Raw genomic sequence first — 23,779 nt, 5'->3', positions numbered from 1 at the left:
CTCCCCTCCGGATGCTTCGTCTTGCGAAGCTTCTCCGGAACAGGGGAGGAGACCATGGACAACAAGGCCCGCCTGGCCGCCCTGCTGGGTGCGCTGTGCACCCTGGGGCCGCTCTCGATCGACGCCTACCTGCCCGCGTTCCCGGAGATGGCCCGGGAGTTCGGCACGGGCGAGCCGCAGGTGCAGCTGTCGCTGACGACGTTCATCATCGGCCTGTCGGCGGGCCAGCTGCTGGCCGGCCCGCTGTCCGACTCGTGGGGTCGCCGCCGGCCGCTGCTGGTCGGGCTCGGCGCCTACGTGGTCGTGTCGCTGGTCTGCGCGGCGGCACCGGGCGCGCTCGCGTTCTCCGGGCTGCGCCTGCTCCAGGGCCTCGGCGTGGCGGCCGGGTTCGTGGTCGCCGCGGCGATCGCCCGCGACCGGTTCGAGGGCCTGGCCATGGCCCGGTTCATGTCGCTGATGATGATGGTCAACGGCATGGGCCCGGTGCTCGCCCCGGTGCTCGGCGGCCAGCTGCTGCGGTTCACGAGCTGGCGCGGCGTGTTCGTGGTGCTGGCGCTGCTCGCCCTGGTCCTGCTGGTGCTGCTCGCGCTCAACCTGCCGGAGACCCTGCCGCCGGAGCGGCGGCGCCCGGCCGACCTGCTGCTCACGCTCAGGGTGTTCGGCGGCCTGCTGGCGGACCGGAAGTTCGTCGGCTACGTGCTCACCGGGTCGCTGGCGCTGGGCTCGCTGTTCGCCTACGTCGCGGGCGCCTCGTTCGTGCTCCAGGGCGTGTTCGGGCTGTCCGCGCAGCAGTTCAGCTACGTGTTCGCGGCGAACTCGGTGGCCGTCTTCCTGGCCGGCGTGCTCAACACCCGGCTCACCGGCCGGGTCATGCCGCGCCCGCTGCTCAAGGCGGGCCTGTCGGCCGCGGTGGTCGGCGGGGTCGGGCTGGTCGTCGGCGCCCTGCTGGGCGGTGGCCTGGCCACCTTCCTGCCGCCGCTGTTCGTGCTCACGATCGGCGTCGGCCTGCTCATGCCCAACGCCTCGACGCTGGCCATGTCCCGGCACCCGGAGGCGGCGGGCAGCGCGTCGGCCGTGCTGGGCGTGTTCACGTTCCTGGTCGGCGGGCTGATGGCGCCGCTGGTGGGCGCGGGCGGGTCGGGCAGCCTGCTGCCGATGGTGACCGTGATGGGGTCGGCGGCCGTGCTGGCCGGGGTGCTGTTCGCGGTGCTGACCAGGGGTGACGCCGGGATCACGCGGGAGGACGAGGTACCCGCGGCGGTCTAGTCCTCGATCGTCCAGACCAGGGTGTTCAGGTCGGGTTCGGGGCGGGCGCTCCAGCGGACCGAGAAGATGCCGGTGTCCTCGGGCAGCACGTAGACGGTGTGCCCGCCCGCCGTCTCGCCCGGCTGCACGCCGATCTTGTGCGGCGGCCGGGACGACAGCGACACCGGCGCCTTGCCGACCGTCTCCCCGGTCTTGGTCATCAGCACCAGGTACATGTCCGGCAGGGCGTTGAACGGCACCTTGCCGGTGTTGGACAGCTCGGTGTGCACGACCACGGCCCGCTCACCGGGCGCCAGCTTGTAGCCGGCCGCGGTGAACAGGAAGTCGGCCGGGTCCACCACCTCGACCAGCTGGATGGTGAACCGGGCGCCCTCCAGGCCCTCGGTCTCCAGGGTGCTGCCGATCTTGCCGGTGCGGGAGCGCGGCGCGGGCTGCTGGTCGCCCCGCGCCCACCCGGACGTGCCGGGCACGCCCCAGGTGCTCATCGGCTCCGGCACCGGGACGGGGCCCGACTGCGGGCCGGCCTGCGGCTGCGCCGGGAACGGCTGGCTGGCCGGCCCCTGCGCGGGCGAGTACGGCGGGTAGGGGCCGGACGGCGTGCCGCGCACCGAGCCCTGTTGCGGGTACGGGCCGCTGGGCGTGCCCCTGACCTGGCCCGCCGGGGTCGAGCCGGGCGGGCCCGAGTAGCTGCCCCACGCCACGCTGTTGGCCAGCGCCTTGCGGATGCCGTTCGGGTCGCACTCGACGCCGACCAGCAGGGGGAGGCCGCTGCCGGAGAGGGTGATGAGCCGGGTGGCCGCCTCGCGCGGGTCCATGCCCAGCTTCGCGGCCAGCTCGTGCACCGCCGCCCGGCCGGATTCGGCGAGCAGCGCGAGCAGACGTGCGTCGACGGGATCCGGCGTTACCACACCTCCAAACGCTACCCGCCCGTCGCGATCTCCGCGCCATCGGCCCGTCGGCTGGCTGCGCCCGACCCGGTCGGACTAGTGTGCGACGGTGCGGTGGCGCCGGTTCCGCCAACCGTGTCTCGTGCGTGGTCTGCAAGGGGGTTCTGGCGTGGCTGACTCGTTTGTGCACCTCCACGTGCACACCGAGTACTCGATGCTCGACGGCGCGGCGAAGCTCAAGGACATGTTCGCCGAGTGCGAGCGGATGGGCATGCCCGCCGCCGCGATCACCGACCACGGCAACATGTACGGCGCCTACGACTTCTACAAGCAGGCGACCGCCGCCGGGGTCAAGCCGGTCATCGGCATCGAGGCGTACATGGCCCCCGACTCGCGCTTCAACAAGCAGCGGGTGCTGTGGGGCGACCCGGGCCAGAAGTCGGACGACGTGTCCGCCAGCGGCGCGTACACCCACCAGACCATCTGGGCCCGCACGAACGAGGGCCTGCACAACCTGATGAAGGTCTCCAGCCGGGCCTCCACCGAGGGCCAGCTGGGCAAGTGGCCGCGGATGGACGCCGAGCTGATCGCCGAGCACTCGGCGGGCCTGATGGCGACCACCGGCTGCCCGTCCGGCGAGGTGCAGACCCGGCTGCGGCTCGGCCACGACCGGGAGGCCCTGGAGGCCGCCGCCAAGTGGCGCGACATCTACGGCGCGGACAACTTCTTCGTCGAGCTGATGGACCACGGCATCGACATCGAGCGCCGGGTCCGCGACGGCCTGCTGGACGTGGCCAAGAAGCTCGCCATCCCGTTCGTGGTGACCAACGACTCGCACTACACCTACGCCGACGACCGCGAGGCCCACGAGGCGCTGCTGTGCGTGCAGACCGGCAAGACGCTCCAGGACCCGAACCGGTTCAAGTTCGACGGCACCGGCTACTACCTGAAGTCGCCCGACGAGATGCGCGCGATCGACTCGTCCGACGCCTGGCAGGAGGGGTGCCGCAACACCCTGCTGGTCGCCGAGAAGGTCGACACGACCGGCATGTTCGCCTTCCAGAACCTCATGCCGCGCTACCCGGTGCCCGAGGGCAAGACCGAGGCGGACTACTTCCGCGAAGAGGTCTGGGCGGGCATGCGCCGGCGGTTCCCGGGCGGCGTGGACGAGGTCCACGAGAAGCAGGTCGAGTTCGAGATCGGCGTCATCCTCCAGATGGGCTTCCCGTCCTACTTCCTGGTGGTCGCCGACTTCATCAACTGGGCCAAGGCCAACGGCATCCGGGTCGGCCCGGGCCGCGGCTCGGCCGCGGGCGCGCTGATCGCCTACGCGCTGGGCATCACCGACCTCGACCCGCTGGCCCACGGCCTGATCTTCGAGCGGTTCCTCAACCCCGACCGGGTCAGCCCGCCCGACATCGACATCGACTTCGACGAGCGCAGGCGCGGTGACGTGATCAGGTACGTCACCGACAAGTGGGGCGCCGACAAGGTCGCCCAGGTGATCACCTTCGGCACCATCAAGGCGAAGGCGGCGATCAAGGACTCCGCCCGCGTGCTCTACGGCCAGCCGGGCTACGCGGTGGCCGACCGCATCTCCAAGGCCATGCCGCCGGCCGTGATGGGCAAGGACATCCCGCTGTCGGGCATCTTCGACCCGCAGCACAAGCGGTACGCCGAGGCCGCCGAGGTCCGGGCGCTGTACGAGACGGACCCGCAGGTCAAGGAGATCATCGACACCGGCCGCGGCCTGGAGGGCCTGATCCGCAACGCGGGCGTGCACGCCTGCGCGGTGATCATGTCCGCGGAGCCGCTGATGGACCACATCCCGGTGTGGCAGCGCCCCCAGGACGGCGCGATCATCACGCAGTTCGACTACCCGACCTGCGAGACGCTCGGCCTGCTGAAGATGGACTTCCTGGGCCTGAGCAACCTGACCACGATCGACGACACGCTCAAGAACATCGAGCTGAACGGCAAGGCGCCGGTCGACCTGGACAAGATCGGCATCGACGACAAGAAGACGTACTCGCTGCTGTCGAAGGGCGAGACCCTGGGCGTGTTCCAGCTGGACGGCGGGCCCATGCGGGACCTGCTGCGGCTGATGCGCCCCGACAACTTCGAGGACATCTCGGCCGTGGGCGCGCTGTACCGGCCGGGCCCGATGGGCGCGAACTCGCACACGAACTACGCGCTGCGCAAGAACAAGCTCCAGGAGATCACGCCGATCCACCCGGCGCTGGCCGAGGCGCTGGAGGACATCCTCGGCACGACCTACGGCCTGATCGTGTACCAGGAGCAGGTCATGGCCATCGCGCAGAAGCTGGCGGGCTACACGCTCGGCCAGGCGGACCTGCTCCGCCGCGCGATGGGCAAGAAGAAGAAGGAGATCCTGGACAAGGAGTTCACCGGCTTCGAGAAGGGCATGCTGGACAACGGCTACCCGCCGGACGCGATCAAGACGCTGTGGGACATCCTCGTCCCGTTCGCGGACTACGCGTTCAACAAGGCCCACTCGGCCGCGTACGGCCTGGTCTCCTACTGGACCGCCTACCTCAAGGCGAACTACCCGGCCGAGTTCATGGCCGCCCTGCTCACCACGAACTCGGACAACAAGGACAAGTCGGCCATCTACCTGGCCGAGTGCCGCCGGATGGGCATCACGGTGCTCCCGCCGGACGTCAACGAGTCCGAGCGCGAGTTCGTCGCGGTCGGGGAGGACGTGCGGTTCGGCCTGGGCGCCATCCGCAACGTCGGCGCGAACGTGGTCGACGCGATCATCAAGGCGCGCAAGGAGAAGGGCCGGTTCACCGACTTCTCCGACTTCCTGCGCAAGGTCGACGCCACGGTCTGCAACAAGAAGGTCGTGGAATCGCTGATCAAGGCGGGCGCCTTCGACTCGCTCGGCCACCCGCGCAAGGGCCTGCACATGGTCCACGTCGAGGCGGTCGACGCGATCATGCTCACGAAGAAGGAGGAGGCCCGCGGCCAGTTCGACCTGTTCGGCGACGGCGGTGGCGACGAGGGCGTCGGCGGCGTGTTCGACGTCAAGATCCCCGACGAGCACTGGGAGTCCAAGCACCAGCTGACCCTGGAGCGGGAGATGCTGGGCCTGTACGTGTCCGGCCACCCGCTCAACGGCGTGGAGAAGATCCTGGAGTCCTATTCGGACACCTCGATCCCGCGCATCCTGGAGGGCGACGTGCCCGACGGCGCGCAGGTCACGCTGGGCGGCATCCTGGCGTCGGTGAACCGCCGGGTGAACAAGAACGGCGAGCCGTGGGCGTCGGCGCAGCTCGAAGACCTCGCCGGTGGCATCGAGGTGCTGTTCTTCCCCAAGAGCTACGCGGTGCACGGCATGTCGGTCGCGGAGGACGCGATCGTGCTGGTCAAGGCGCGGGTGGCCAAGCGGGACGACCGGACCTCGCTGATCGCCAACGACCTGGTGGTGCCGGACCTGTCGGAGCTGGGCTCGCAGGCGCTGAAGCTGAAGGTGGCGGCGTCGCGGTGCGACCCGAAGCTGGTCACCTCGCTGAAGGAGGTCCTGCGGGCGCACCCGGGCACCACCGAGGTGCACCTGAACCTCATCATCAACAGCAGCCGCAACACGGTGCTCAAGCTGGACGACGCGTTGCGGGTCAGCCCCACCCCGTCGCTTATGGGCGATTTGAAGGCTTTGCTCGGGCCGGGGTGTTTGGGCTGATCGGCGCGGTGACCGATTAGGCCGATCGAGTGATACCGGTCGTGAGCGGGGACACGGAGGGCCCTTCGTTCGTTTGAAGTTGTGTTGAGTAAACAGAGTTAACTCAACGCTCGACTTCAAGCGGAGAGGGGCTCTCCATGGGGGAGAAGATCGCCGGGCTGGACGTCATCGGCGACGAGTACTACGCGGACCCGCACGCCTACCACGCCCGGTTGCGCGAGCAGGAACCCGTCAAGCAGATCGTGCTGCCCCGGGGCACCAAGGCGTGGATGGTGACCCGCTACGAGGAGGGTCGGCAGGTGCTCGCCGACCCGCGCTTCGCCAAGAACTTCGAGCGCTTCCCGGACCTGATGGAGCGCAACCACGTCGGGGACGCCGAGCGCAACGAGTTCGACCAGTCCTTGGTGCAGCACATGCTGAACATGGACCCGCCGGACCACACCCGCCTGCGCAAGCTCGTCACCAAGGCATTCACCGCGCGCCGGGTGGAGCAGCTGCGCCCGCGCGTGCAGGAGATCACCGACGAGCTGCTGGACCGGGTGGCCGACGGCGGCGAGGTCGACCTGATCGAGGCCCTGGCCTTCCCGCTGCCCATCACGGTCATCTGCGAGATGCTCGACGTGCCGCTGGACGAGCGCGACGACTTCCGCAAGTGGTCGAACACGCTGGTGGTCGGCGGGGCGAACGTGGAGCGCATCCAGGAGGCGGGCATGAGCATGGCCGCCTACCTGTCCCGGCTGGTCGAGCACAAGCGCGCCAACCCCGGTGACGACTTCTTCTCCGCGCTGGTGCACACCAGCGAGGACGGCGACGCGCTGAACCACACCGAGCTGATCTCGATGGCGTTCCTGCTGCTGGTGGCCGGGCACGAGACGACGGTCAACCTGATCGCCTCCGGCGTCTACAGCCTGCTGCGCCACCCCGACCAGCTGGAGAAGCTGCGCGCCGACCGGTCGCTGCTGCCCGGCGCGGTGGAGGAGTTCCTGCGCTACGAGGGGCCGATCAACCAGGCCACCTTCCGGTTCACCACCGAGGACGTGCCGCTCGGCGACGTGGTGATCCCCAAGGACAGCCTGGTGCTGGTCTCGCTGCTGTCCGGGAACCGGGACGAGGACAAGTTCCCCGACGCGGACCGGTTCGACATCACCCGGCCCGCGGGCGGGCACCTGGCGTTCGGGCACGGCATCCACTACTGCCTGGGCGCGCCGCTGGCCCGGCTGGAGGGCGAGATCGCGGTGGGGACGCTGCTGGACCGGTTCGACGTGGAGCTGGCGGCCGAGCCGGAGACGCTGCGGTGGCGGGAGAGCACGCTCGTGCACGGGCTGCACTCGCTGCCGATTAGCCTCAAGCCCCGTGGAACCGCTGCGTCGTGACGGTCGTGATGGGTCTTCCGGGGATGGGCTGTCCCGGGACGAGCTGCTGAAGCTCGACCGGGCCCACGTCTGGCACCCGTACGGGCCGATGCCGGGCACCCTGGAGCCGCTGGTGGTCTCCTCGGCTTCAGGGGTCCGGCTGCGGCTCGACGACGGCCGCGAGCTGGTCGACGGCATGTCGTCGTGGTGGGCCGCGATCCACGGCTACCGGCACCCCGTGCTCGACGCGGCCGTGCGCGACCAGCTCGGGCGGATGAGCCACGTGATGTTCGGCGGGCTCACGCACGAGCCGGCGGTGGCGCTGTGCGCGCGGCTGGTGGAGATCACGCCCGAGCCGTTGCGGCACGTGTTCCTGTGCGACTCGGGGTCGGTGTCGGTCGAGGTCGCGGTGAAGATGGCGCTGCAGTACTGGCGCTCGCTGGGTCGGCCGGGCAAGAGGCGGCTGCTGACCTGGCGCGGGGGGTACCACGGGGACACGTTCCAGCCGATGTCGGTGTGCGACCCCGAGGGCGGGATGCACTCGCTGTGGCGCGGGGTGCTGCCGGAGCAGGTGTTCGCCCCCGCTCCTCCGGCGGAGATGGACACGGCCTACGTGCAGGAACTGGCGGATCTGATCGAGCGGCACGCCGACGAGCTGGCCGCGGTGATCGTGGAGCCCGTGGTGCAGGGGGCCGGGGGGATGCGGTTCCACGACCCGCGCTACCTGCACGTGCTGCGCGAGCTGACGTTGGCGCACGACGTGCTGCTGATCTTCGACGAGATCGCCACCGGGTTCGGGCGGACCGGGGAGCTGTTCGCCGCGGACCACGCCGGGATCAGTCCTGACGTGATGTGCGTGGGGAAGGCGTTGACCGGCGGGTACATGTCCATGGCCGCCACGCTCTGCACGGAGCGGGTGGCGGACGGGATCTCGCGGGGGGAGGTGCCGGTGCTGGCGCACGGGCCCACGTTCATGGGGAACCCGTTGGCCTCGGCGGTGGCGTTGGCGTCCACCGAGCTTTTGCTGTCCCGCGACTGGCGGGGGGAGGTGGGGCGGATCTCGGGCTGGCTGCGGCGGGGGTTGGGGGCGGTTGACGGAGTGGTCGACGGAGTGGTCGACGTGCGGGTGCTGGGGGCGATCGGGGTGGTGCAGTTGGACCACCCGGTGGACATGGCGGCGGCCACGGCGGCGGCGGTGGAGCACGGGGTGTGGTTGCGGCCGTTCCGGGACCTGATCTACACGATGCCGCCGTTCGTCTCCTCCGAGGAGGACGTGGCGATGATCTGCCGCGCGGTGGTGGCGGCGGCTCGTGCCTCACATGCGCAGCAGGGTTGAGCCCCAGACCAGGAGGAGGGTCGCGTAGGCCACGCAGAGCCAGCCGACCTGGGACTTGGTGATGCCCTGGTGGCCGAGCAGCTTGTCCGCGACCAGCCACCAGAGGAGGGCGATGACGGCCAGGGCCAGGGGGGCGGCGACCACGCCGTAGGCGCTCGCGTAGACGCCGGCCCAGTAGTCGACCGGGAGGACCTGCTCGTTCGCGTAGTTCGTGGGGATGCAGACCAGGGCGATCGGGGTCCAGGACCAGGCGGTGGTCTTGAGGCGCTTGAGGGTGGTGGGGGAGGCGGTGTCGTGGTTGACGGCCACGATGCCCCAGGCCATGAACGCGCCGCCGCCGAATAGCCAGCCCGCGGCGGTGGAGACGACCGGGACGCGGCCCACCAGGGTGCCCAGGGCGGGGATCACGGTGCCCCAGAGGAGGAAGTGGCCGGCGATGATCGCGGCCATGCCGCCGATGATCAGGCCGGTTTGGGTCAGGGGGCGCTGGCGGTTGAACCAGGGTTGGGGCTTGGGGGCGGCGTTGGTCGTGGCGTTGATCGTGGTGTTGGTCGTGGCGTTGGCGCTGGCCTTTGCTGCTGCCTTGGGGGGTCGGCGCTTGCGTCTGGCCACGGTCAGGACCCGGTGACGGCGTCGGCCAGGTCGGTGTTGGTGGGCTCCACCAGGACGCGGCCGTCCGGGAGGACCAGCACGGGGATGTTCCTGCGGCCGCCGGCGATGTCGATCGCCTTGTCGCGGGCTTGTTCGTCGTGCTCCACGTCCACCTCGGTGAACGGGACTTCGTGCTCCCGCAGCCATGCCTTAGCCCGGCGGCAGTCACCGCACCAGTTCGCACCGTAGAGGACGATCTCACCCATGTCGGTGACTGTAGAACGTGGTGGTTCGCGACGTTGCGTGTAGCCCTAGGGTGAGTGGCCGTGAGCGTCCTCGTCATCACCGGTACGGGCACCGACGTCGGCAAGACGGTGGTGGTCGCCGCCCTGGCGGCGCTGGCCGCGGCCGAGGGGCGGCGCGTCGCGGTCCTCAAACCCGCCCAGACGGGTGTTGCGGCGGGTGAGGCCGGTGACCTGGCCGAGGTGGCGCGGCTCGCCGGGCCCGTGACAACCCGTGAGCTGCGGCGCTACCCCGAACCGCTGGCACCGGCCACGGCGGCGCGCCGGGCCGGGATGCCCCCCGTGCACCCGCGCGACGTGGCGTCGGCGGCGGTCGAGCTGGACTCGTCCCACGACCTGGTGCTGGTGGAGGGTGCCGGCGGGCTGCTGGTGCGGTTCGACGACGCCGGGTCGACGATCGCGGACGCGGCGTGGGCGTTGAACGCGCCGGTGCTGGTGGTGGCGCACGCCGGGCTGGGCACGCTGAACACGACGGCGTTGACGGCGGAGGCGCTGGTCCGGCGGGGGTTGGAGTCGGTGGGCGTGGTGGTGGGGCGGTGGCCCGCCTCGCCCGACCTGGCCTGCTGCACGAACCTGGTGGACCTGCCGGAGGCCGCCGGTGCGCCGCTGCTGGGCGCGTTGCCGGACGGGGCCGGGCGGTTGGGGCGGGAGGAGTTCCTGGCGGTGGCGCGGGACGGGGTGTCGCCCTGGTTCGGGGGGACGTTCGACCCGGAGAAGTTCGCTGCTGCCTGTTCGTGTTGAGGTGTGTGGGAGGGGTTGTGGGTAGGGGGTCGCGGTGGCGATGGTGAGTGACGTACATCGCTGGGTCCCGGTAGTGCCCGTGCGGCACACTGACCCGCGGACCACCGCCGTCGTTCGCCCGAGGAGATGACGTGACCGCAGCCCCTGAGCAGGTCGATGTGCTGAACACCGCGCGTGAGCAGGTGCTGGAGCGCGGCGTCGGCCTGTCCGAGGAGCAGGTGCTCCAGGTGCTCCGGCTGCCCGATTCCCGCATCCCGGAACTGCTGGAGCTCGCGCACGAGGTGCGCATGCGCTGGTGCGGGCCCGAGGTCGAGGTCGAGGGGATCGTCTCGCTCAAGACCGGCGGGTGCCCGGAGGACTGCCACTTCTGCTCGCAGTCCGGGCAGTTCCCGTCGCCGGTGCGGTCGGCGTGGCTCGACATCCCCGGGTTGGTGAAGGCGGCTCGGCAGACCGCGGCCACCGGGGCCACGGAGTTCTGCATCGTGGCGGCGGTGCGCGGGCCCGACAAGCGGTTGATGTCGCAGGTGCGGGACGGGATCAAGGCCATCCGCGAGGACGGCAACGAGATCCAGATCGCGTGCTCGCTGGGGATGCTCTCGCAGGAGCAGGTGGACGAGCTGGTGGACATGGGGGTCCACCGGTACAACCACAACCTGGAGACGGCCCGGTCCCACTTCCCGTCCGTGGTCACCACGCACTCCTGGGAGGAGCGGTGGGAGACGTTGCGGATGGTGCGCGAGGCCGGGATGGAGGTCTGCTGCGGCGGCATCATCGGGATGGGGGAGACGCTGGAGCAGCGGGCCGAGTTCGCGGTGCAGCTGGCGGCCCTGGAGCCGGACGAGGTGCCGCTGAACTTCCTGATCCCGAACCCCGGGACGCCCTACGAGAACTACCCGGTGGTGGAGGGGACCGAGGCGTTGCGGACGGTGGGGGCTTTTCGGCTGGCCCTGCCCCGGACGATCCTGCGGTTCGCCGGGGGGCGGGAGCTGACGTTCGGGGACCTCGGGGCGAAGCAGGGGATGCTGGGTGGGATCAACGCGATCATCGTGGGGAACTACCTGACGAACCTGGGGCGGCCGGCTCAGGACGACTTGGACATGCTGGGTGAGCTGTCCATGCCGATCAAGGAGTTGAGCAAGACGCTGTGACTGGTTCTGGTTCTGGTTCTGGGTCGGGGGCTGGGTCTGCTGCTTCTGCGGTTTTTTGCGGTTACTGCGGGAAGGCTGTCGGGGAAGGTGACCACGCGGCTTGTTCGTCGCGGTTGGGTGTCATCGACCCGCCGCGGTTCTGCTCGCAGTGCGCTCGGCGGATGGTGGTGCAGGTGACGCCCGCCGGTTGGACGGCCACCTGCAGCAGGCACGGTTCGACCGCGTCGGCCTGAGTCTGGTTTTGGTTGGCCTTCGGTTTCGTCCGGCTCGATTTGACATGGGGCCCTTACGAGTACCGGAGGCAGGCCGCAGCCGGCAGGCACGGCGGGGAAGAGCGTCCCGCCGAGCCTGCCGGCTCCGACCAGCCTATGGCACTCGAACCCATGTCAAATCGGGCCTCGTCGGCCTCCACCGGCCCCAGCCCACTCCCCCAACCCGGCGTGTCATGCGTTGGGTCCGGGCGTGTCATGCGTTGGGCACCGGCGTGTCATGCGTTGGGGTCGGGCGTGTCATGCGTTGAAGCCGCGCGAGTCGAACGTTCGGACCCGTCGTGTCGAACGTTCCGGGCCCCCGAGTTCTACGTTCGGGACCGGCGTGTCCTCCACTGGGGCATCGCGTGTCCTCCGGTCCGGCACCGCGTGTTGTCCGCTCAGGTCGGGGTGAGCGGTAACCTGCACGCGTCTGGTCGGTGTGCGGGGAGGTTTGCGGGTGGCCGAGCAACCGGTGGGTGAGCGGGCCGTGCCTGTTCGGGTGCCCCCTGCGCCTGCGTTCGAGTACTACTACGTGGTTCAGCGGCCTCGGGTGGTGGTTCGGCGGGATCTGCTGCCCGGGTTCTCCGTGTTGTCGGTGATCTCGTTGGTCGGGGTGCCGGTCGGGTGGTTGTGGTCCCTGTTGGCGCCGCCGCAGAACGCGGTGGTTCAGGCTGATGGGGCGTTGGTGCCGGTTACCGGGGAGAGTTATCACCGGCTTGACGCTTTGATGTTGTTCGTCCTGATCGGGCTTGGTGTCGGGTTGTTGACCGGTATCGCCGTCTGGATGTTGCGGGAGCGGCGGGGGCCCGTGGTGATGTTGGCGGCCACCCTGGGGTCGGTGCTCGCCGCGTTCCTGGCGCAGCGGACCGGGGTGGGGGCGGCAGGCAGCCGGTACGCGCTGGAGACCGCGCCTTCGGTGGGGGACGCCGTTGCGCTCGCCCCCGTGCTGGAGACCTGGTGGGGGTTGCTGGCGTGGCCCCTGGGCACGGCGCTGGCGTACGGCTGCCTGGCCGCTTGGAACGGGTTGGACGATTTGGGGCGTCGGCTCGGTTAGATCAGGTAGTTGGTGTCGGGGACGTCGGTCACGAACATGTGACCCGGGGCGTGCGTGATGGCGAACGGTGGTTTTGACGCCATCACCGCCGCTTGGGGTGTTACGCCGCAGGCCCAGAAGACCGGGACGTCGCCGGGGTGGGGCTCGGTGGGGTCGCCGAAGTCTGGTTCGTCCAGGTCGGTGATGCCGATGGCGGTCGGGTCGCCGATGTGGACCGGGGCGCCGTGCACCGCCGGCATGCGGGCGGTGATGGTGGTGGCCCTGTGCACCAGGTTTTCCGGGATGTAGCGCATCGAGACGACCACGGGGCCGTGCAGGCGGCCTGCCGGGCGGCATTGCCTGTCGGTCACGTACATGGGGACGTTGCGTTGTTGTTCCACGTGGCGCAGGGGGACGTTCTCCTTCTTCAGCGCGGTTTCGAAGGTGAAGCTGCAGCCGATCAGGAACGCGACCAGGTCGTCGCGCCAGTGGGGGGTGGCGTCGGTGGGTTCGTCGACCAGTTCGCCGTGGTCCCAGATGCGGTAGCGGGGGATGTGGCGCATCAGGTCCGCGTTGCCCGCGAGGACGGTGGTGGTGCCGCCCTCGTCGGTGACGTCCAGCACCGGGCAGGGTTTGGGGTTGCGCTGGGTGAACAGCAGGACGTCGTAGGCCCAGTCCCTGGGGACGGCGATGAGGTTGGCCTGGGCGTACCCGTCTGCCAGGCCCGCGGTGGGGCCGGTGTGGGTTTCGCGGATCTCGGCGGGGGTCGGGGTTCGGGTCGTCGTGGTCATCGGAGTTCCACGCCCTTCGTCTCGGGGAGGCCCAGGAGGGCCAGGACGGCGATGCCGTAGGCGACGGCGCCGAAGATCATCGCGCCGCCCACGCCCATGCTGGTGGCGAGGAAGCCGACGGCGGTCTGGAACGAGGCGCCCACCGCTCGGCCGAAGTTGTAGGTGAAGCCCTGGCCGGTGCCGCGCAGCTCCGTGGGGTACAGCTCGGCGAGGAACGAGCCGAAGCCGCTGAAGATGGCCGAGGTGGTGAAGCCCAGGGGGAAGGTGACGGCGAGCAGCAGGCCGTTGGCGCCCTGGGGTATCTGGGTGAACAGCACGATCAGGGCGGCGCTGAGGGCGGCGAAGAGGGTGAACGTGCGCTTGCGGCCCAGCAGGTCGGTCAGGTAGCCGCCGGTGATGTATCCGGCGAACGCGCCGCTGATCAGGAGGGTCAGGTAGCCGCCGGTGCCGACGACGCTGAGGCCGCGCTCGGTCTTGAGGAACGTGGGCACCCAGCTCGCCAGCGTGTAGTAGCCGCCCTGGACGCCGGTGGCCAGCAGGGCCGCGAAGAGGGTGGTGCGGCCCAGCGGGGCGGCGAAGATGGCCTTGAAGCTGCCCTTGTGGGTGGTGGACTCGCGCTTCTCGTTGAGCTTCGGCGCGTCCTGGACGTGGCGGCGGATGTAGAACACCAGGACCGCGGGGATGGCGCCGGTCCAGAACAGCACCCGCCAGGCCACGTCCTGCGGGAGGAAGCTGAACACGACCGTGTAGACGATGACGCTCAGTGCCCAGCCGACGGCCCAGGAGCTCTGGATGAACGCGACCGTGCGGCCCCGGTACCGCGGCTTGCAGTACTCGGCGACCAGGATCGCGCCGGCCGCCCACTCGCCGCCGAAGCCCAGGCCCTGGAGGGCGCGGAAGATCATCAGCATCTCGTAGCTGGTGGCGAAGCCGCAGGCCACGGTGAACACGGCGTAGGTGACGACGGTGATCATCAGGGTGCGGACGCGGCCGATGCGGTCGGCGAGGATGCCCGCGATGGCCCCGCCCACGGCCGAGACGACCAGGGTGACGGTGTTGAGCAGGCCGGCCTGGCCCTGGCTGATGCCGAAGTAGGCGCTGATGGCGAACAGGCCCAGGGGGAGGACCTGGAAGTCGTAGGCGTCCAGGCCGTAGCCGCCGAACGCGCCCGCGAACGCGCGCTTGCCGTTGCGGCCCAGTGTGTGGAACCACGCGAAGGGTGTGCGTGTGTCTGTGGTGCTCATGGTGGGTCACCTCGCAGCCGTCGGTTGTGTCCTGGAGCACACGCTAGAGGATTGTTGAACAATCCGGCTATAGGACAATTGGACGAGAGAGGGCGACGTGCGGGCATGGGGGAGGTGCTGGGGTCGCCGAGGGCTGCTCTGGGGCGCTGGGGATGGCGGCCGGGGTGGTCGCTAGTTCTTGCGCTCGGCGAAGTCCGGGTGGAACCGGCGCATCAGGGCGAACGTCTCGGCGAAGTCGAGCTGGCCGGACGTGGCCTGGGCGTCCATGAACGTGTAGGTCAGGCGGGAGCCCAGGGCCGGGAAGAAGATCCTGGACGCGGTGCCGGTGGCGCCCATGCCGATGACGATCATCTCCGGCACGTCGGCGTCCACGAGCAGGGTGGTCAGCACCTTCAGGTCGGCCTTCGAGCGCGCCATGGTGGAGATCTTGACGATGTCCGCGCCGGCGGCCCGGGCGGCCTTGGCGGTGGTGCGCAGCTCGTCCAGGGGCGGGGTGTGGTCGAAGTTGTGGTACGAGACGACGACCAGGGCGTCGTGCTCGTGGGCGGCGATGACGACCTCGTCGAGGATGTCCCGGGACGACAGCTCGACGTCCACCGCGTCCACGCGGGGTGCGACGGCGCGGAACAGGGCCAGGCGCTCGTCCTCGGTGCCGCGCCAGTCGCCGCCCTCGGCGGCGGAGCGGACGGTCACCAGGGTCGGCAGGTCCCGGAACGCCTCGACCTGGCGCAGGACGTGGTCGGTGGCGGTGTCCCGGAAGCGGTCGACGCGGAGCTCGGCCACGTCCACCCGGGCCTCGACGGCGGCGCTCGCGGCTCGTTCGGCGTCCTGGTCGTCGAAGCTCACCGCGACCAGTGGGACGCCGGTGTCGAGCAGTGCCCGCAGGGCGTTCATCCGCGCACCTCCGGCGGGGAGCTTACCGGTTCAGTTGCGGTGCGGGAGGTGGCCCAGTTCGGCCAGCGGGGCGGGCACGGCGCGCAGCGCGGTGAGGATGCCCGCCTCGCGGTGCAGGGTCCGGCGCACCAGGCGCAGCCTGCGGGCCGCGGACGTCTCCTCCAGCAGGGCCTGCCGGTCCTCCAGCGTGAGCAGGCAGTCGCCGGCCAGGGCGTAGGCCAGGTCCTCGGCCGCGGTGTCGTCGGACGGGGGGCGGTGGGGGGCGCCGGCGGCCTCCCGGTACCGGCCGTGGGCGGCCCTCGCCCGCTCCGCCAGCAGGGGCAGCAGGTCCTCGACCTCCGGCGGGTGCGGCGAGTCCGGCAGCCACTCGACCGAGCCGACCAGGTACGGGGCGCTGCCTTCGTCCACTTCGAGCAGTCGGAACCGCCTGCCGCCGCGGGTGGTCAGGTCGAAGCGGCCGTCGGGCAGGCGCCTGGCCTCCTGGAGCACCGCGGTGCAGCCGACGTCGTGCAGGCCCTCCACGTTCTCCTCGCCCACCTCCCAGCCCTGCCGGATCGACACCACGCCGAACGTGCGGTCCGGCACCGCGCCGGTCACCAGGTCGACGGTGAGCTGGCGGTACCTCGGCTCGAACACGTGCAGCGGCAGGGACGCCCCGGGCAGCAGCACGGTGCCCAGCGGGAACAGGGGGAGCGTCGTGGTCACGGACCCAAGCTACGGGTGGACGGTGGTCGCAGCACGGCGAACGGGTCGGTGACCCGCAGCCGGCCCGACACGAACCGGAACAGCGCGGCGGGACGGCCGCCGGCCGGGCCGGGCGGGACGGTGGCGCCGGTGGGTTCGAGCAGCCCGCGGCGGGACAGCACGCGTTGCAGGTTCGTCGCCGACACCTTGTACCCCAGGGCCGCCGAGTACAGGGCGCGCAGCGCGGAGATGGTGAACTCCGGTGGGGCCAGGGCGAAGCCGAGGTTGGTGTAGGACAGCTTCGACGCCAGGCGGTGGCGCGCGCGGTCGCAGATGGCCTCGTGGTCGAACGCCGTGGGCGGCAGGGCGTCCACCGGGTGCCACGCGGTGTCGGAGGGCACCACCGGGTCGATGTGGGACGGCACCAGGCCGAGGAACGCGGTGGCGACGACGCGCGGGCGTCCCGGCACGCGCCCGGGGTGGCTGAACACCGCCAGCTGCTCGACGTGGGAGAGCTGCCTCACGTCGACCTTCTCGGCCAGCTGGCGCCGGATCGACTCCTCCACGTCCTCGTCGTCGCCCAGGCCACCACCCGGCAGCGACCACCGGTGAGCGTGTGGTTCCCGAGCGCGCTGCCACAGCATGACCTGGAGTGACCCGTCTCTCACCTGGAGCACTGCGGCCAACACCTCATGTCCCGCGAGACCCACCCGGTGATACTATCGACCACGTTTTCGACCGATAGGCGAAAACTGGCTCAAGGAGGAAGCATGGTCGCTACCGCCTACGTGGAGCGAGCCTCGGACGGCGCCTACGACGGGATCGCGCCGGACGCCGACTGGCGTGACGAGGTGCTGGAGCTGGCGCGCAAGCGGGACGCGGTCATCCTCGCGCACAACTACCAGTTGCCCGAGATCCAGGACATCGCGCACCACACCGGTGACTCGCTGGCGCTCAGCCGCATCGCGGCCGCGAGCGACGCGTCCACCATCGTCTTCTGCGGCGTGCACTTCATGGCGGAGACCGCCAAGATCCTGGCTCCCCACAAGACGGTGCTGATCCCGGACGAGCGCGCCGGCTGCTCGCTGGCGGACTCGATCACCGGCGAGCAGCTGCGCGCCTGGAAGGCCGAGCACCCCGGCGCGGTGGTGGTGTCCTACGTCAACACCACCGCCGAGGTGAAGGCGGAGACCGACATCTGCTGCACCTCGTCGAACGCGGTGGACGTGGTGGCGTCCATCCCGGCCGACCGCGAGGTGCTGTTCCTGCCGGACCAGTTCCTCGGCGCGCACGTCAAGCGCGAGACCGGGCGGGACAACCTCCACATCTGGGCCGGCGAGTGCCACGTGCACGCCGGCATCAACGGCCCCGAGCTGGCCGAGCGGGCGGCGGCCAACCCCGACGCGGACCTGTTCATCCACCCCGAGTGCGGTTGCGCCACCTCGGCGCTCTACCTCGCGGGCGAGGGCACCGTGCCCGCGGAGAAGGTCAAGATCCTGTCCACCGGGGACATGATCACCGCGGCCCGGCGGACGAGCGCCAAGTCCGTGCTGGTGGCCACCGAGATCGGGATGCTGCACCAGCTCCGGCGCGCCGCGCCCGAGATCGACTTCCGCGCGGTCAACGACCGGGCCTCCTGCCGGTACATGAAGATGATCACCCCCACCGCCCTGCTGCGCTGCCTGCGCGAGGGCAAGGACGAGGTGCACGTGGACCTGGACACCGCCAGGCGGGCCCAGGGCGCGGTGCAGCGCATGATCGAGATCGGGCAGCCCGGCGGCGGCGAGTGAGCGCCGCGCTGTGGGAGGCGCGGGCCGACCTGGTCGTGGTCGGCACCGGCGTGGCCGGGCTGACGGCCGCGCTGCGCGCCCGTGAACTCGGCCTGCGGGTGCTGGTGGTCACCAAGGCTTCCGTGGCCGACGGCAACACCCGGTGGGCGCAGGGCGGCGTCGCGGTCGTGCTGCCCGACGAGCACGACGAGGGCGACACGGTCGACGCGCACGTGCGGGACACCCTGGTCGCGGGCGCGGCCCTGTGCGACGAGGACGCCGTGCGGGCGATCGTGGGCGGCGGCCCCGCGGCGGTGACCCGGCTGCGCGAGCGCGGCGCGGTGTTCGACGCCGCGCCCGGCGGCCGGCTGGCGCGCACCCGCGAGGGCGGGCACAGCGCGTTCCGCGTGGTGCACGCGGGCGGCGACGCGACCGGCGCGGAGGTGGAGCGGGCGCTGGTGGCCGCGACCTCCGACGGGCACGTGCCCGTGCTGGAGGACCACGTCGCGGTGGACGCGGTGCGCACCCCGCTCGGCCAGGTGTGCGGCCTGCTGGTGCTGGACGGCAACGGCGTGCCCGGCGTGCTCACCGCGCCCGCGGTGCTGCTGGCCAGCGGCGGCCTGGGCCAGCTCTACCAGGCGACCTCCAACCCGGAGGTGGCCACCGGCGACGGCCTGGCGCTGGCGCTGCGGGCGGGCGCGGTGGCCGCGGACGTCGAGTTCGTGCAGTTCCACCCCACCGTGCTCTACACCGGGCGCGGCGCGCGCGGCCGGTGCCCGCTGGTCACCGAGGCGGTGCGCGGCGAGGGCGCGGTGCTGGTCGACGCGGCCGGCGCGCGGGTCATGCGCGGCGTGCACCCGCTGGAGGACCTGGCGCCCCGGGACGTCGTCGCGGCGGCGATCACCCGGCACCTGGCGGACGCCCCCGGCGGCGTGGACGACCACGTCTTCCTCGACGCCACCGGCATCTCCGAGTTCGCGCGGCGGTTCCCCACCGTGCACGCGGCCTGCCTGCGGGCCGGGGTCGACCCGGCGCGCGAGCCGATCCCGGTGGCGCCCGCGGCGCACTTCGCGTGCGGCGGCGTGGTGTCCGATGTGGACGGGCGGACCGGGGTGACCGGGCTGTACGCGGCGGGCGAGGTGGCGCGCACCGGGCTGCACGGCGCGAACCGGTTGGCGTCCAACAGCCTGCTGGAGGGCCTGGTCGTCGGCACGCGGGCGGCCGAGGCCGTCGCGGCGGACCTGGCCATGGGCGTGCTGGCCCGCTGCACGGGCACGGCCGAGCTGCCGGTCGCGCCGGTGGCCGACCGGGACTCGTTGCAACGCGTGATGTCCCGGTACGCGGCGATCGGCCGCGAGGCCGAGGGGCTGGCCGTGGTCGGCTCCGTGCTCGACCTGTCCACCGCGGACCGGGTGCTGGACTCCCGGCGGCTGGTGGAGGACGCGGCGCTGACCCTGGCCGCGCGGGCGCTGATCGCGGCGGCGGCCGAGCGCGAGGAGTCGCGCGGCTGCCACGTGCGCACCGACTTCCCGGTGCGCGACGACGCCGGCTGGTCCCGCGGCCAGGTGGTCCGGCTCAACCCGTCCGGCCAGCCGGTGCTGGCGGACCCGGTGGCGAGGGCGGTGGGAGTGGCATGACGCTGGACCTGGAAGACGCGCGTCGGGTGATCGGAACGGCGCTGGCCGAGGACCTGCGGTACGGGCCGGACGCCACGACCGGGGCGACCGTGCCCGCGGACGCGGTGGCCGTGGCCGAGCTGACGCCCCGCGCGGCGGGCGTGCTGGCCGGCGTACCGGTGGCGCTGGAGGTGTTCCGGCAGGTCGCCGAGGTGGAGGTGCTCCAGGCGCGTGAGGACGGCGACAAGGCCGTGCCCGGCGAGCCCGCGCTGGTGCTGCGCGGGCCGGTGCGCGGCCTGCTCACCGCCGAGCGCACCGCGCTGAACCTGGTGTGCCACCTGTCCGGCGTCGCCACGCTGACGGCCGCGTGGGTGGCCGAGGTCTCGGGCACGAAGGCGGCGGTGCGGGACTCCCGCAAGACCCTGCCCGGCCTGCGGCTGCTGGAGAAGTACGCGGTGCGGTGCGGCGGCGGGGTGAACCACCGGCTCGGTCTCGGCGACGCCGTGCTGATCAAGGACAACCACGTGCGGGCGGCGGGGTCGGTGCGGGCCGCGATGGCCGCCGTGCGCGCGCACGCGCCGGAGCTGCCGTGCGAGGTCGAGGTCGACTCGCTGGAGCAGTTGGACGAGGCCGTGGCCGAGGGCGCGGAACTGGTGCTGCTGGACAACTTCACCGTCGCCGAGTGCGCCGAGGCGGTGCGGCGGGCCGGCGGCGTGCGGCTGGAGGCGTCCGGCGGGCTCACCCTGGACGTGGCCCGCGCCTACGCCGAGACCGGCGTGGACTACCTCGCCGTCGGCGGGCTGACGCACTCCGCCCCGGCCCTGGACCTGGGGCTGGACCTGAGGTGACCGGGTGCGCCCGCACCCCCGCGCGGGGGTGCGGGCGCGGTCCGGCTCAGCGCTCGGGGCGCTGGTCGCGCTGCACGTCGACCTCTTCCTTGCGGACCTGGCCGCGCACGTGCTGCTGGTCGGTCCGGGTCTCCTTCTCCAGGCGGACCTGCTCGACCGGCTTGGCGGTCTTCTCGACCACCGGCTCCTGCCTGTGCAGGAAGACCTCGGCCTCCTCGTCGGCGAACGGGCGCCCGGTGGGCTCGCCCCGCACGGGCTCGCGGACCACGCGGAACTCCTCGCGCTCCACCGGCACGGTCACGTCGCGCTGCTCGGTCACGGTGTGCTTGACCAGGCGCACCCGCTCGGCCTCGACGTCGCGGGTGCCGACCTGCACGTCCTCCTCGTACCGGGTGACCGCGTCGTCGCCGGGCCGACCCGCGTGGCGGCCGGTCTGCCTGCCCATCGCGTCCCGGCCCATCGCGCTGCGGCCCGTGCCGGTGTGGCCCGTGCCGGCGGCGCGGCCCGAGGCGGGCAGCCGGTCGTGCTCGCCGCTGCGGCGGCCCGGGATCAGGTCGTAGTAGGCGTACAGCTCGTCCTGCTGCTCCTGCGACATGTGCTGGTCGTCCACGTCGATCTTCGGCGCGTCCTTCACCTTCTGCTTGTCCACGTGCACGGTGATGGTGCCGTTGCCCATGTCCGCGTCCTGGATCGGGACGAACGTCTCCTTGAGCCCGAACAGGCCGGTGTGCACGGACGCCCAGACGGGGCGCCCGTCGCGGTCGTCGAGCCAGACCTGCTTGACCGGTCCGATGCGCTCGCCCCGCTCGTCGATGACCTCGCAGTCGTACAGGCGGTCCACTTCGGCCTGGTTGATCATGGCCGGGTTCCCTTCGCTGTGTTGTGCGTGCGCGGAAGGGGGTGCCCGGTCGGGGCGTGCGGCTAGTCGGGTGCCACCCGTACGTGTGAAACCTTCCGCACGAAAGAACTTCAGAGCCTGCGGTTCGCCAGCACGGGCAGCGCGCGGCGCGCCTGCTCGACGCTCTCCGCGTCCAGGTCGACCACGAGCATCCCGGGCTCGTCCGCCAACTGCTCCACCACCGCGCCCAGCGGCGAGGCGACCGTGCTGAACCCGATGCCGGTCGGCGCGCCGCCGTGGTCGGCCCGCGGGTCGGCCTGGCCGCACGCCAGCACCCACGAGGTGCAGTCCAGCGCGCGGGCGCGCACCAGCAGCTCCCACTGCTCCCGCTTGCCCGGCCCGGAGCCCCACGAGGCGCACACCAGCACGGCCGTGGCACCCCGGTCGGCCAGCGCCCGGAACAGCTCCGGGAACCGCACGTCGTAGCAGGTGGCCAGGCCGAACACGATGCCGTCCACGGCGAAGACCACCGGCTGCGCGCCGGGCGCCACCGTGCGCGACTCGGTGAAGCCGAACGCGTCGAACAGGTGGATCTTGTCGTACCCGACGTCGTGCCCGCCGCCGGTGACCAGCAGGGTGTTGGTGACCCGGCCGTCCGGCGCGGGCGTGAACAGGCCCGCCACCAGGACCACGCCGTGCTCGTCGGCGATTCCCCGCAGGGCCCCGGCCCAGGGCCCGTCCAGCGGCTCGGCCACCGGGCCCAGCGGCACGCCGAACCGGCACATGGTGGCCTCGGGGAACACCACGACGCGGGCGCCGCGCCCGACGGCGCGCGCGGTCTCGGCGCGCACCAGGTCGAGGTTGGCCGCGGGGTCGGCGGAGGAGCTGATCTGGCAGAGGGCGACGCGCATGCCGCCCACTCTAGGTAGTGTCGGGACCCGTGCGCCCCCTCCTGCCCGTGCTCTTCGCAGCCGTCGTCCTCGTCGCCTCGGGGTGCACCGACACGACCACACCGAGCGCGGGGGGCACCTCGGACGGCAGCTCGATCGTGCTCGCCGACCCGATCGAGCCCGCCTCGCTGAACCCGCTGCTCGGCTACGGCCGCGAGGGCGTGTCCAAGATCTACGACGGCCTGGTCGAGCACCGCGCGGACGGCTCGGTGCGGCCCCAGCTGGCCGCCGCGCCGCCGACCCCGGCCGCGGACGGCCTGAGCTGGACCGTGGCGCTGCGGTCGGACGTGGTGTTCAGCGACGGCACCGCGTTCGGGCCCGAGGACGTGGTGGCCACCTACCGGTCGCTGCTGGACCCGGCGTCCGGGTCCACCGAGCGCGCCGCCTACGACGGGCTGACCGGCGTGGAGCAGCTCGACGCGCACACCGTCCGGTTCGCCCTGGCCAGGCCGTGGGCGGCGTTCCCGCACCTGCTGGTGCTCGGCATCCTGCCCAGCGAGGCGCTGACCGTGCCGCTGGCGCAGGTCGCGCCCGTCGGCACCGGCCCCTACAAGCTCGTGGAGTGGCGCAAGGGCGACCGGATGGTGCTGGAGGCCAACGCCTCCCACTTCGGCGGCGAGCCGAAGATCCGCAAGCTGACCGTCTTCTTCGTCCCCGACGACAACACCCGTGCCCAGCGCATGCAGGCCGGCGAGTTCGACGGCACCGAGCTGCCGCCGCGGCTGGCCGCGTCGTTCGCCTCGGCCAACGGCCTGCGCGTGATCACCCACCCCAGCGCCGACCTGCGCGCGGTGACCCTGCCCGGCGGCCCGGTGACCGGCGACGGCGCCATCCGGGTGGCGCTGAACTACGCGGTCGACCGCGAGGACCTGGTGCACAACCTGCTCGGCGGCAAGGGCACCCCGGAGAGCACGCCCGTGCCCGCCGCGCTGCCGGAGTTCGTCGAGACCGGCGCCGGGTTCACCCACGACCGGGCGCAGGCGGAGCTGCTGCTCGACCAGGCGGGCTGGGTGCGCGGCGCCGACGGCGTGCGCGTGCGCGACGGCGTGCCCGCCCGGTTCACCCTCATGTACCCCATCGGCGACGTGGTCCGCGCCGACCTGGCCACCGGGTTCGCCGCGGACGCCCGCGAGGTCGGCGTGGACGTGCAGCTGGCGGGCCTGGGCCGGGAGGCCATCGCGTCCCGGCTGGGCGCGGACGCCCTGCTGCACGGCGGCGGCACCCCGTTCGACCCGGACCCGGCGACCAGGGCGCTGCGCACCGGCAACCCGTGGGGCTACTCGAACCCGCGGGTCGACGCCGCCCTGGACGCCGGGCGCTCGCTGCTGGACCCGGCCCAGCGGGCGGCGGCGTACAAGCAGCTCCAGCGGGCGTACGTGGCCGCGCCGGGCATGGTCGTGCTGGCCTCGGTGCAGCACACGTACGTGGTGCGCGAGAACTGGAACGGCTACCAGGAGGTGGTGGACCCGCACACGCGCGGGGCGCTGTCCTGGGGGCCGTGGTGGAACCTGGAGAAGTGGACGCCTCGCTAGTGG

At 71.9% G+C, this 23,779-nt stretch carries 22 protein-coding genes; 12 read left to right on the top strand and 10 right to left on the bottom strand.

The features are described from left to right. The first annotated feature begins 54 nt into the window (after positions 1 to 54). Positions 55 to 1,266: a multidrug effflux MFS transporter gene (locus EKG83_RS38735; protein ID WP_033430702.1), complete on the top strand. Its 1,212-nt coding sequence runs from the start codon at positions 55 to 57 to the stop codon at positions 1,264 to 1,266. Here the strand turns inward: EKG83_RS38735 and EKG83_RS38730 are convergent. Next, entirely contained in the window at positions 1,263 to 2,174 is a 912-nt protein-coding gene (locus tag EKG83_RS38730; RefSeq protein ID WP_033430701.1) for an AsnC family protein, read from the bottom strand. The two genes, EKG83_RS38735 and EKG83_RS38730, sit on opposite strands and share 4 nt — an antisense overlap. Before the next feature lie 148 nt (positions 2,175 to 2,322). On the opposite strand from EKG83_RS38730, the gene dnaE reads away from it, so the two are divergent. The 3 genes from dnaE to EKG83_RS38715 all read left to right on the top strand — a co-directional run bounded on the left by dnaE (position 2,323) and on the right by EKG83_RS38715 (position 8,544). After that, the gene (gene dnaE, locus EKG83_RS38725) at positions 2,323 to 5,856 is read left to right on the top strand and encodes a DNA polymerase III subunit alpha (RefSeq protein WP_033430700.1); all 3,534 of its coding nucleotides are present in this window, start codon (positions 2,323 to 2,325) and stop codon (positions 5,854 to 5,856) included. Positions 5,857 to 5,993: 137 nt separating this feature from the next. Continuing rightward, a complete protein-coding gene (locus tag EKG83_RS38720; protein ID WP_033430699.1) occupies positions 5,994 to 7,229 on the top strand; it encodes a cytochrome P450 family protein in 1,236 nt (411 codons plus the stop codon). Between the two features lie 28 nt (positions 7,230 to 7,257). Continuing rightward, the gene (locus tag EKG83_RS38715) at positions 7,258 to 8,544 is read left to right on the top strand and encodes an adenosylmethionine--8-amino-7-oxononanoate transaminase (RefSeq protein WP_033430759.1); all 1,287 of its coding nucleotides are present in this window, start codon (positions 7,258 to 7,260) and stop codon (positions 8,542 to 8,544) included. Here the strand turns inward: EKG83_RS38715 and EKG83_RS38710 are convergent. Beyond that, positions 8,524 to 9,156 (bottom strand): hypothetical protein, encoded by a 633-nt coding sequence (locus tag EKG83_RS38710; RefSeq protein WP_153278713.1) that lies wholly within the window; start codon positions 9,154 to 9,156, stop codon positions 8,524 to 8,526. The genes EKG83_RS38715 and EKG83_RS38710 overlap by 21 nt on opposite strands. Before the next feature lie 2 nt (positions 9,157 to 9,158). Next, entirely contained in the window at positions 9,159 to 9,401 is a 243-nt protein-coding gene (locus EKG83_RS38705; protein WP_033430696.1) for a glutaredoxin family protein, read from the bottom strand. Between the two features lie 60 nt (positions 9,402 to 9,461). On the opposite strand from EKG83_RS38705, the gene bioD reads away from it, so the two are divergent. The 4 genes from bioD to EKG83_RS38690 all read left to right on the top strand — a co-directional run bounded on the left by bioD (position 9,462) and on the right by EKG83_RS38690 (position 12,631). Then, positions 9,462 to 10,178, top strand: coding sequence for a dethiobiotin synthase (gene bioD, locus EKG83_RS38700; RefSeq protein WP_051765580.1), 717 nt, complete (start codon positions 9,462 to 9,464; stop codon positions 10,176 to 10,178). A 131-nt stretch (positions 10,179 to 10,309) separates the two neighbouring features. Continuing rightward, complete coding sequence (gene bioB, locus EKG83_RS38695) at positions 10,310 to 11,326, top strand: biotin synthase BioB (protein WP_033430694.1); 1,017 nt, start codon at positions 10,310 to 10,312, stop codon at positions 11,324 to 11,326. Next, positions 11,323 to 11,559, top strand: a complete 237-nt coding sequence (gene bsaP, locus EKG83_RS50070) for a biotin synthase auxiliary protein BsaP (RefSeq protein WP_228122371.1) — start codon at positions 11,323 to 11,325, stop codon at positions 11,557 to 11,559. Before bioB ends, bsaP begins: the two co-directional genes overlap by 4 nt. Before the next feature lie 475 nt (positions 11,560 to 12,034). Further along, positions 12,035 to 12,631, top strand: a complete 597-nt coding sequence (locus EKG83_RS38690) for a DUF2567 domain-containing protein (RefSeq protein WP_033430693.1) — start codon at positions 12,035 to 12,037, stop codon at positions 12,629 to 12,631. On the opposite strand, the gene EKG83_RS38685 is transcribed toward EKG83_RS38690, so the two are convergent. From EKG83_RS38685 to EKG83_RS38665, 5 genes are all read right to left on the bottom strand, one after another. After that, positions 12,628 to 13,401, bottom strand: a complete 774-nt coding sequence (locus EKG83_RS38685; protein ID WP_033430692.1) for a putative hydro-lyase — start codon at positions 13,399 to 13,401, stop codon at positions 12,628 to 12,630. The two genes, EKG83_RS38690 and EKG83_RS38685, sit on opposite strands and share 4 nt — an antisense overlap. Then, positions 13,398 to 14,645 carry an MFS transporter gene (locus EKG83_RS38680; protein WP_033430691.1) on the bottom strand — a complete coding sequence of 416 codons (1,248 nt, stop codon included), beginning with the start codon at positions 14,643 to 14,645 and terminating at the stop codon, positions 13,398 to 13,400. Before EKG83_RS38680 ends, EKG83_RS38685 begins: the two co-directional genes overlap by 4 nt. A gap of 171 nt (positions 14,646 to 14,816) precedes the next feature. Continuing rightward, positions 14,817 to 15,539 (bottom strand): type I 3-dehydroquinate dehydratase, encoded by a 723-nt coding sequence (aroD, locus tag EKG83_RS38675; RefSeq protein ID WP_033430690.1) that lies wholly within the window; start codon positions 15,537 to 15,539, stop codon positions 14,817 to 14,819. A gap of 30 nt (positions 15,540 to 15,569) precedes the next feature. Then, a complete protein-coding gene (locus tag EKG83_RS38670) occupies positions 15,570 to 16,244 on the bottom strand; it encodes an LON peptidase substrate-binding domain-containing protein (RefSeq protein WP_033430689.1) in 675 nt (224 codons plus the stop codon). Further along, positions 16,241 to 16,933: an NUDIX hydrolase gene (locus tag EKG83_RS38665; RefSeq protein ID WP_033430688.1), complete on the bottom strand. Its 693-nt coding sequence runs from the start codon at positions 16,931 to 16,933 to the stop codon at positions 16,241 to 16,243. Before EKG83_RS38665 ends, EKG83_RS38670 begins: the two co-directional genes overlap by 4 nt. A 60-nt stretch (positions 16,934 to 16,993) precedes the next feature. Between EKG83_RS38665 and nadA the strand changes: the two genes are divergently transcribed. Genes nadA through nadC form a run of 3 tightly spaced genes read left to right on the top strand, consistent with a single transcriptional unit; the run spans position 16,994 to position 20,456 of the window. After that, positions 16,994 to 18,013: a quinolinate synthase NadA gene (nadA, locus tag EKG83_RS38660; RefSeq protein ID WP_033430687.1), complete on the top strand. Its 1,020-nt coding sequence runs from the start codon at positions 16,994 to 16,996 to the stop codon at positions 18,011 to 18,013. Continuing rightward, complete coding sequence (locus EKG83_RS38655) at positions 18,010 to 19,629, top strand: L-aspartate oxidase (RefSeq protein ID WP_033430686.1); 1,620 nt, start codon at positions 18,010 to 18,012, stop codon at positions 19,627 to 19,629. Before nadA ends, EKG83_RS38655 begins: the two co-directional genes overlap by 4 nt. After that, complete coding sequence (gene nadC, locus EKG83_RS38650) at positions 19,626 to 20,456, top strand: carboxylating nicotinate-nucleotide diphosphorylase (protein WP_033430685.1); 831 nt, start codon at positions 19,626 to 19,628, stop codon at positions 20,454 to 20,456. Before EKG83_RS38655 ends, nadC begins: the two co-directional genes overlap by 4 nt. A 46-nt stretch (positions 20,457 to 20,502) precedes the next feature. On the opposite strand, the gene EKG83_RS38645 is transcribed toward nadC, so the two are convergent. Beyond that, positions 20,503 to 21,315, bottom strand: coding sequence for a DUF2382 domain-containing protein (locus EKG83_RS38645; RefSeq protein ID WP_033430684.1), 813 nt, complete (start codon positions 21,313 to 21,315; stop codon positions 20,503 to 20,505). Positions 21,316 to 21,425: 110 nt separating this feature from the next. Further along, positions 21,426 to 22,205, bottom strand: coding sequence for a carbon-nitrogen hydrolase family protein (locus EKG83_RS38640; RefSeq protein WP_033430758.1), 780 nt, complete (start codon positions 22,203 to 22,205; stop codon positions 21,426 to 21,428). A gap of 47 nt (positions 22,206 to 22,252) precedes the next feature. On the opposite strand from EKG83_RS38640, the gene EKG83_RS48715 reads away from it, so the two are divergent. After that, positions 22,253 to 23,776 carry an ABC transporter substrate-binding protein gene (locus EKG83_RS48715; protein ID WP_228122370.1) on the top strand — a complete coding sequence of 508 codons (1,524 nt, stop codon included), beginning with the start codon at positions 22,253 to 22,255 and terminating at the stop codon, positions 23,774 to 23,776. Positions 23,777 to 23,779 lie beyond the last annotated feature (3 nt).

Source organism: Saccharothrix syringae, assembly GCF_009498035.1.
In the GTDB taxonomy this organism is placed as follows: Bacteria; Actinomycetota; Actinomycetes; order Mycobacteriales; family Pseudonocardiaceae; genus Actinosynnema; species Actinosynnema syringae.
This window is presented reverse-complemented; position numbering and strand designations above follow the sequence as displayed.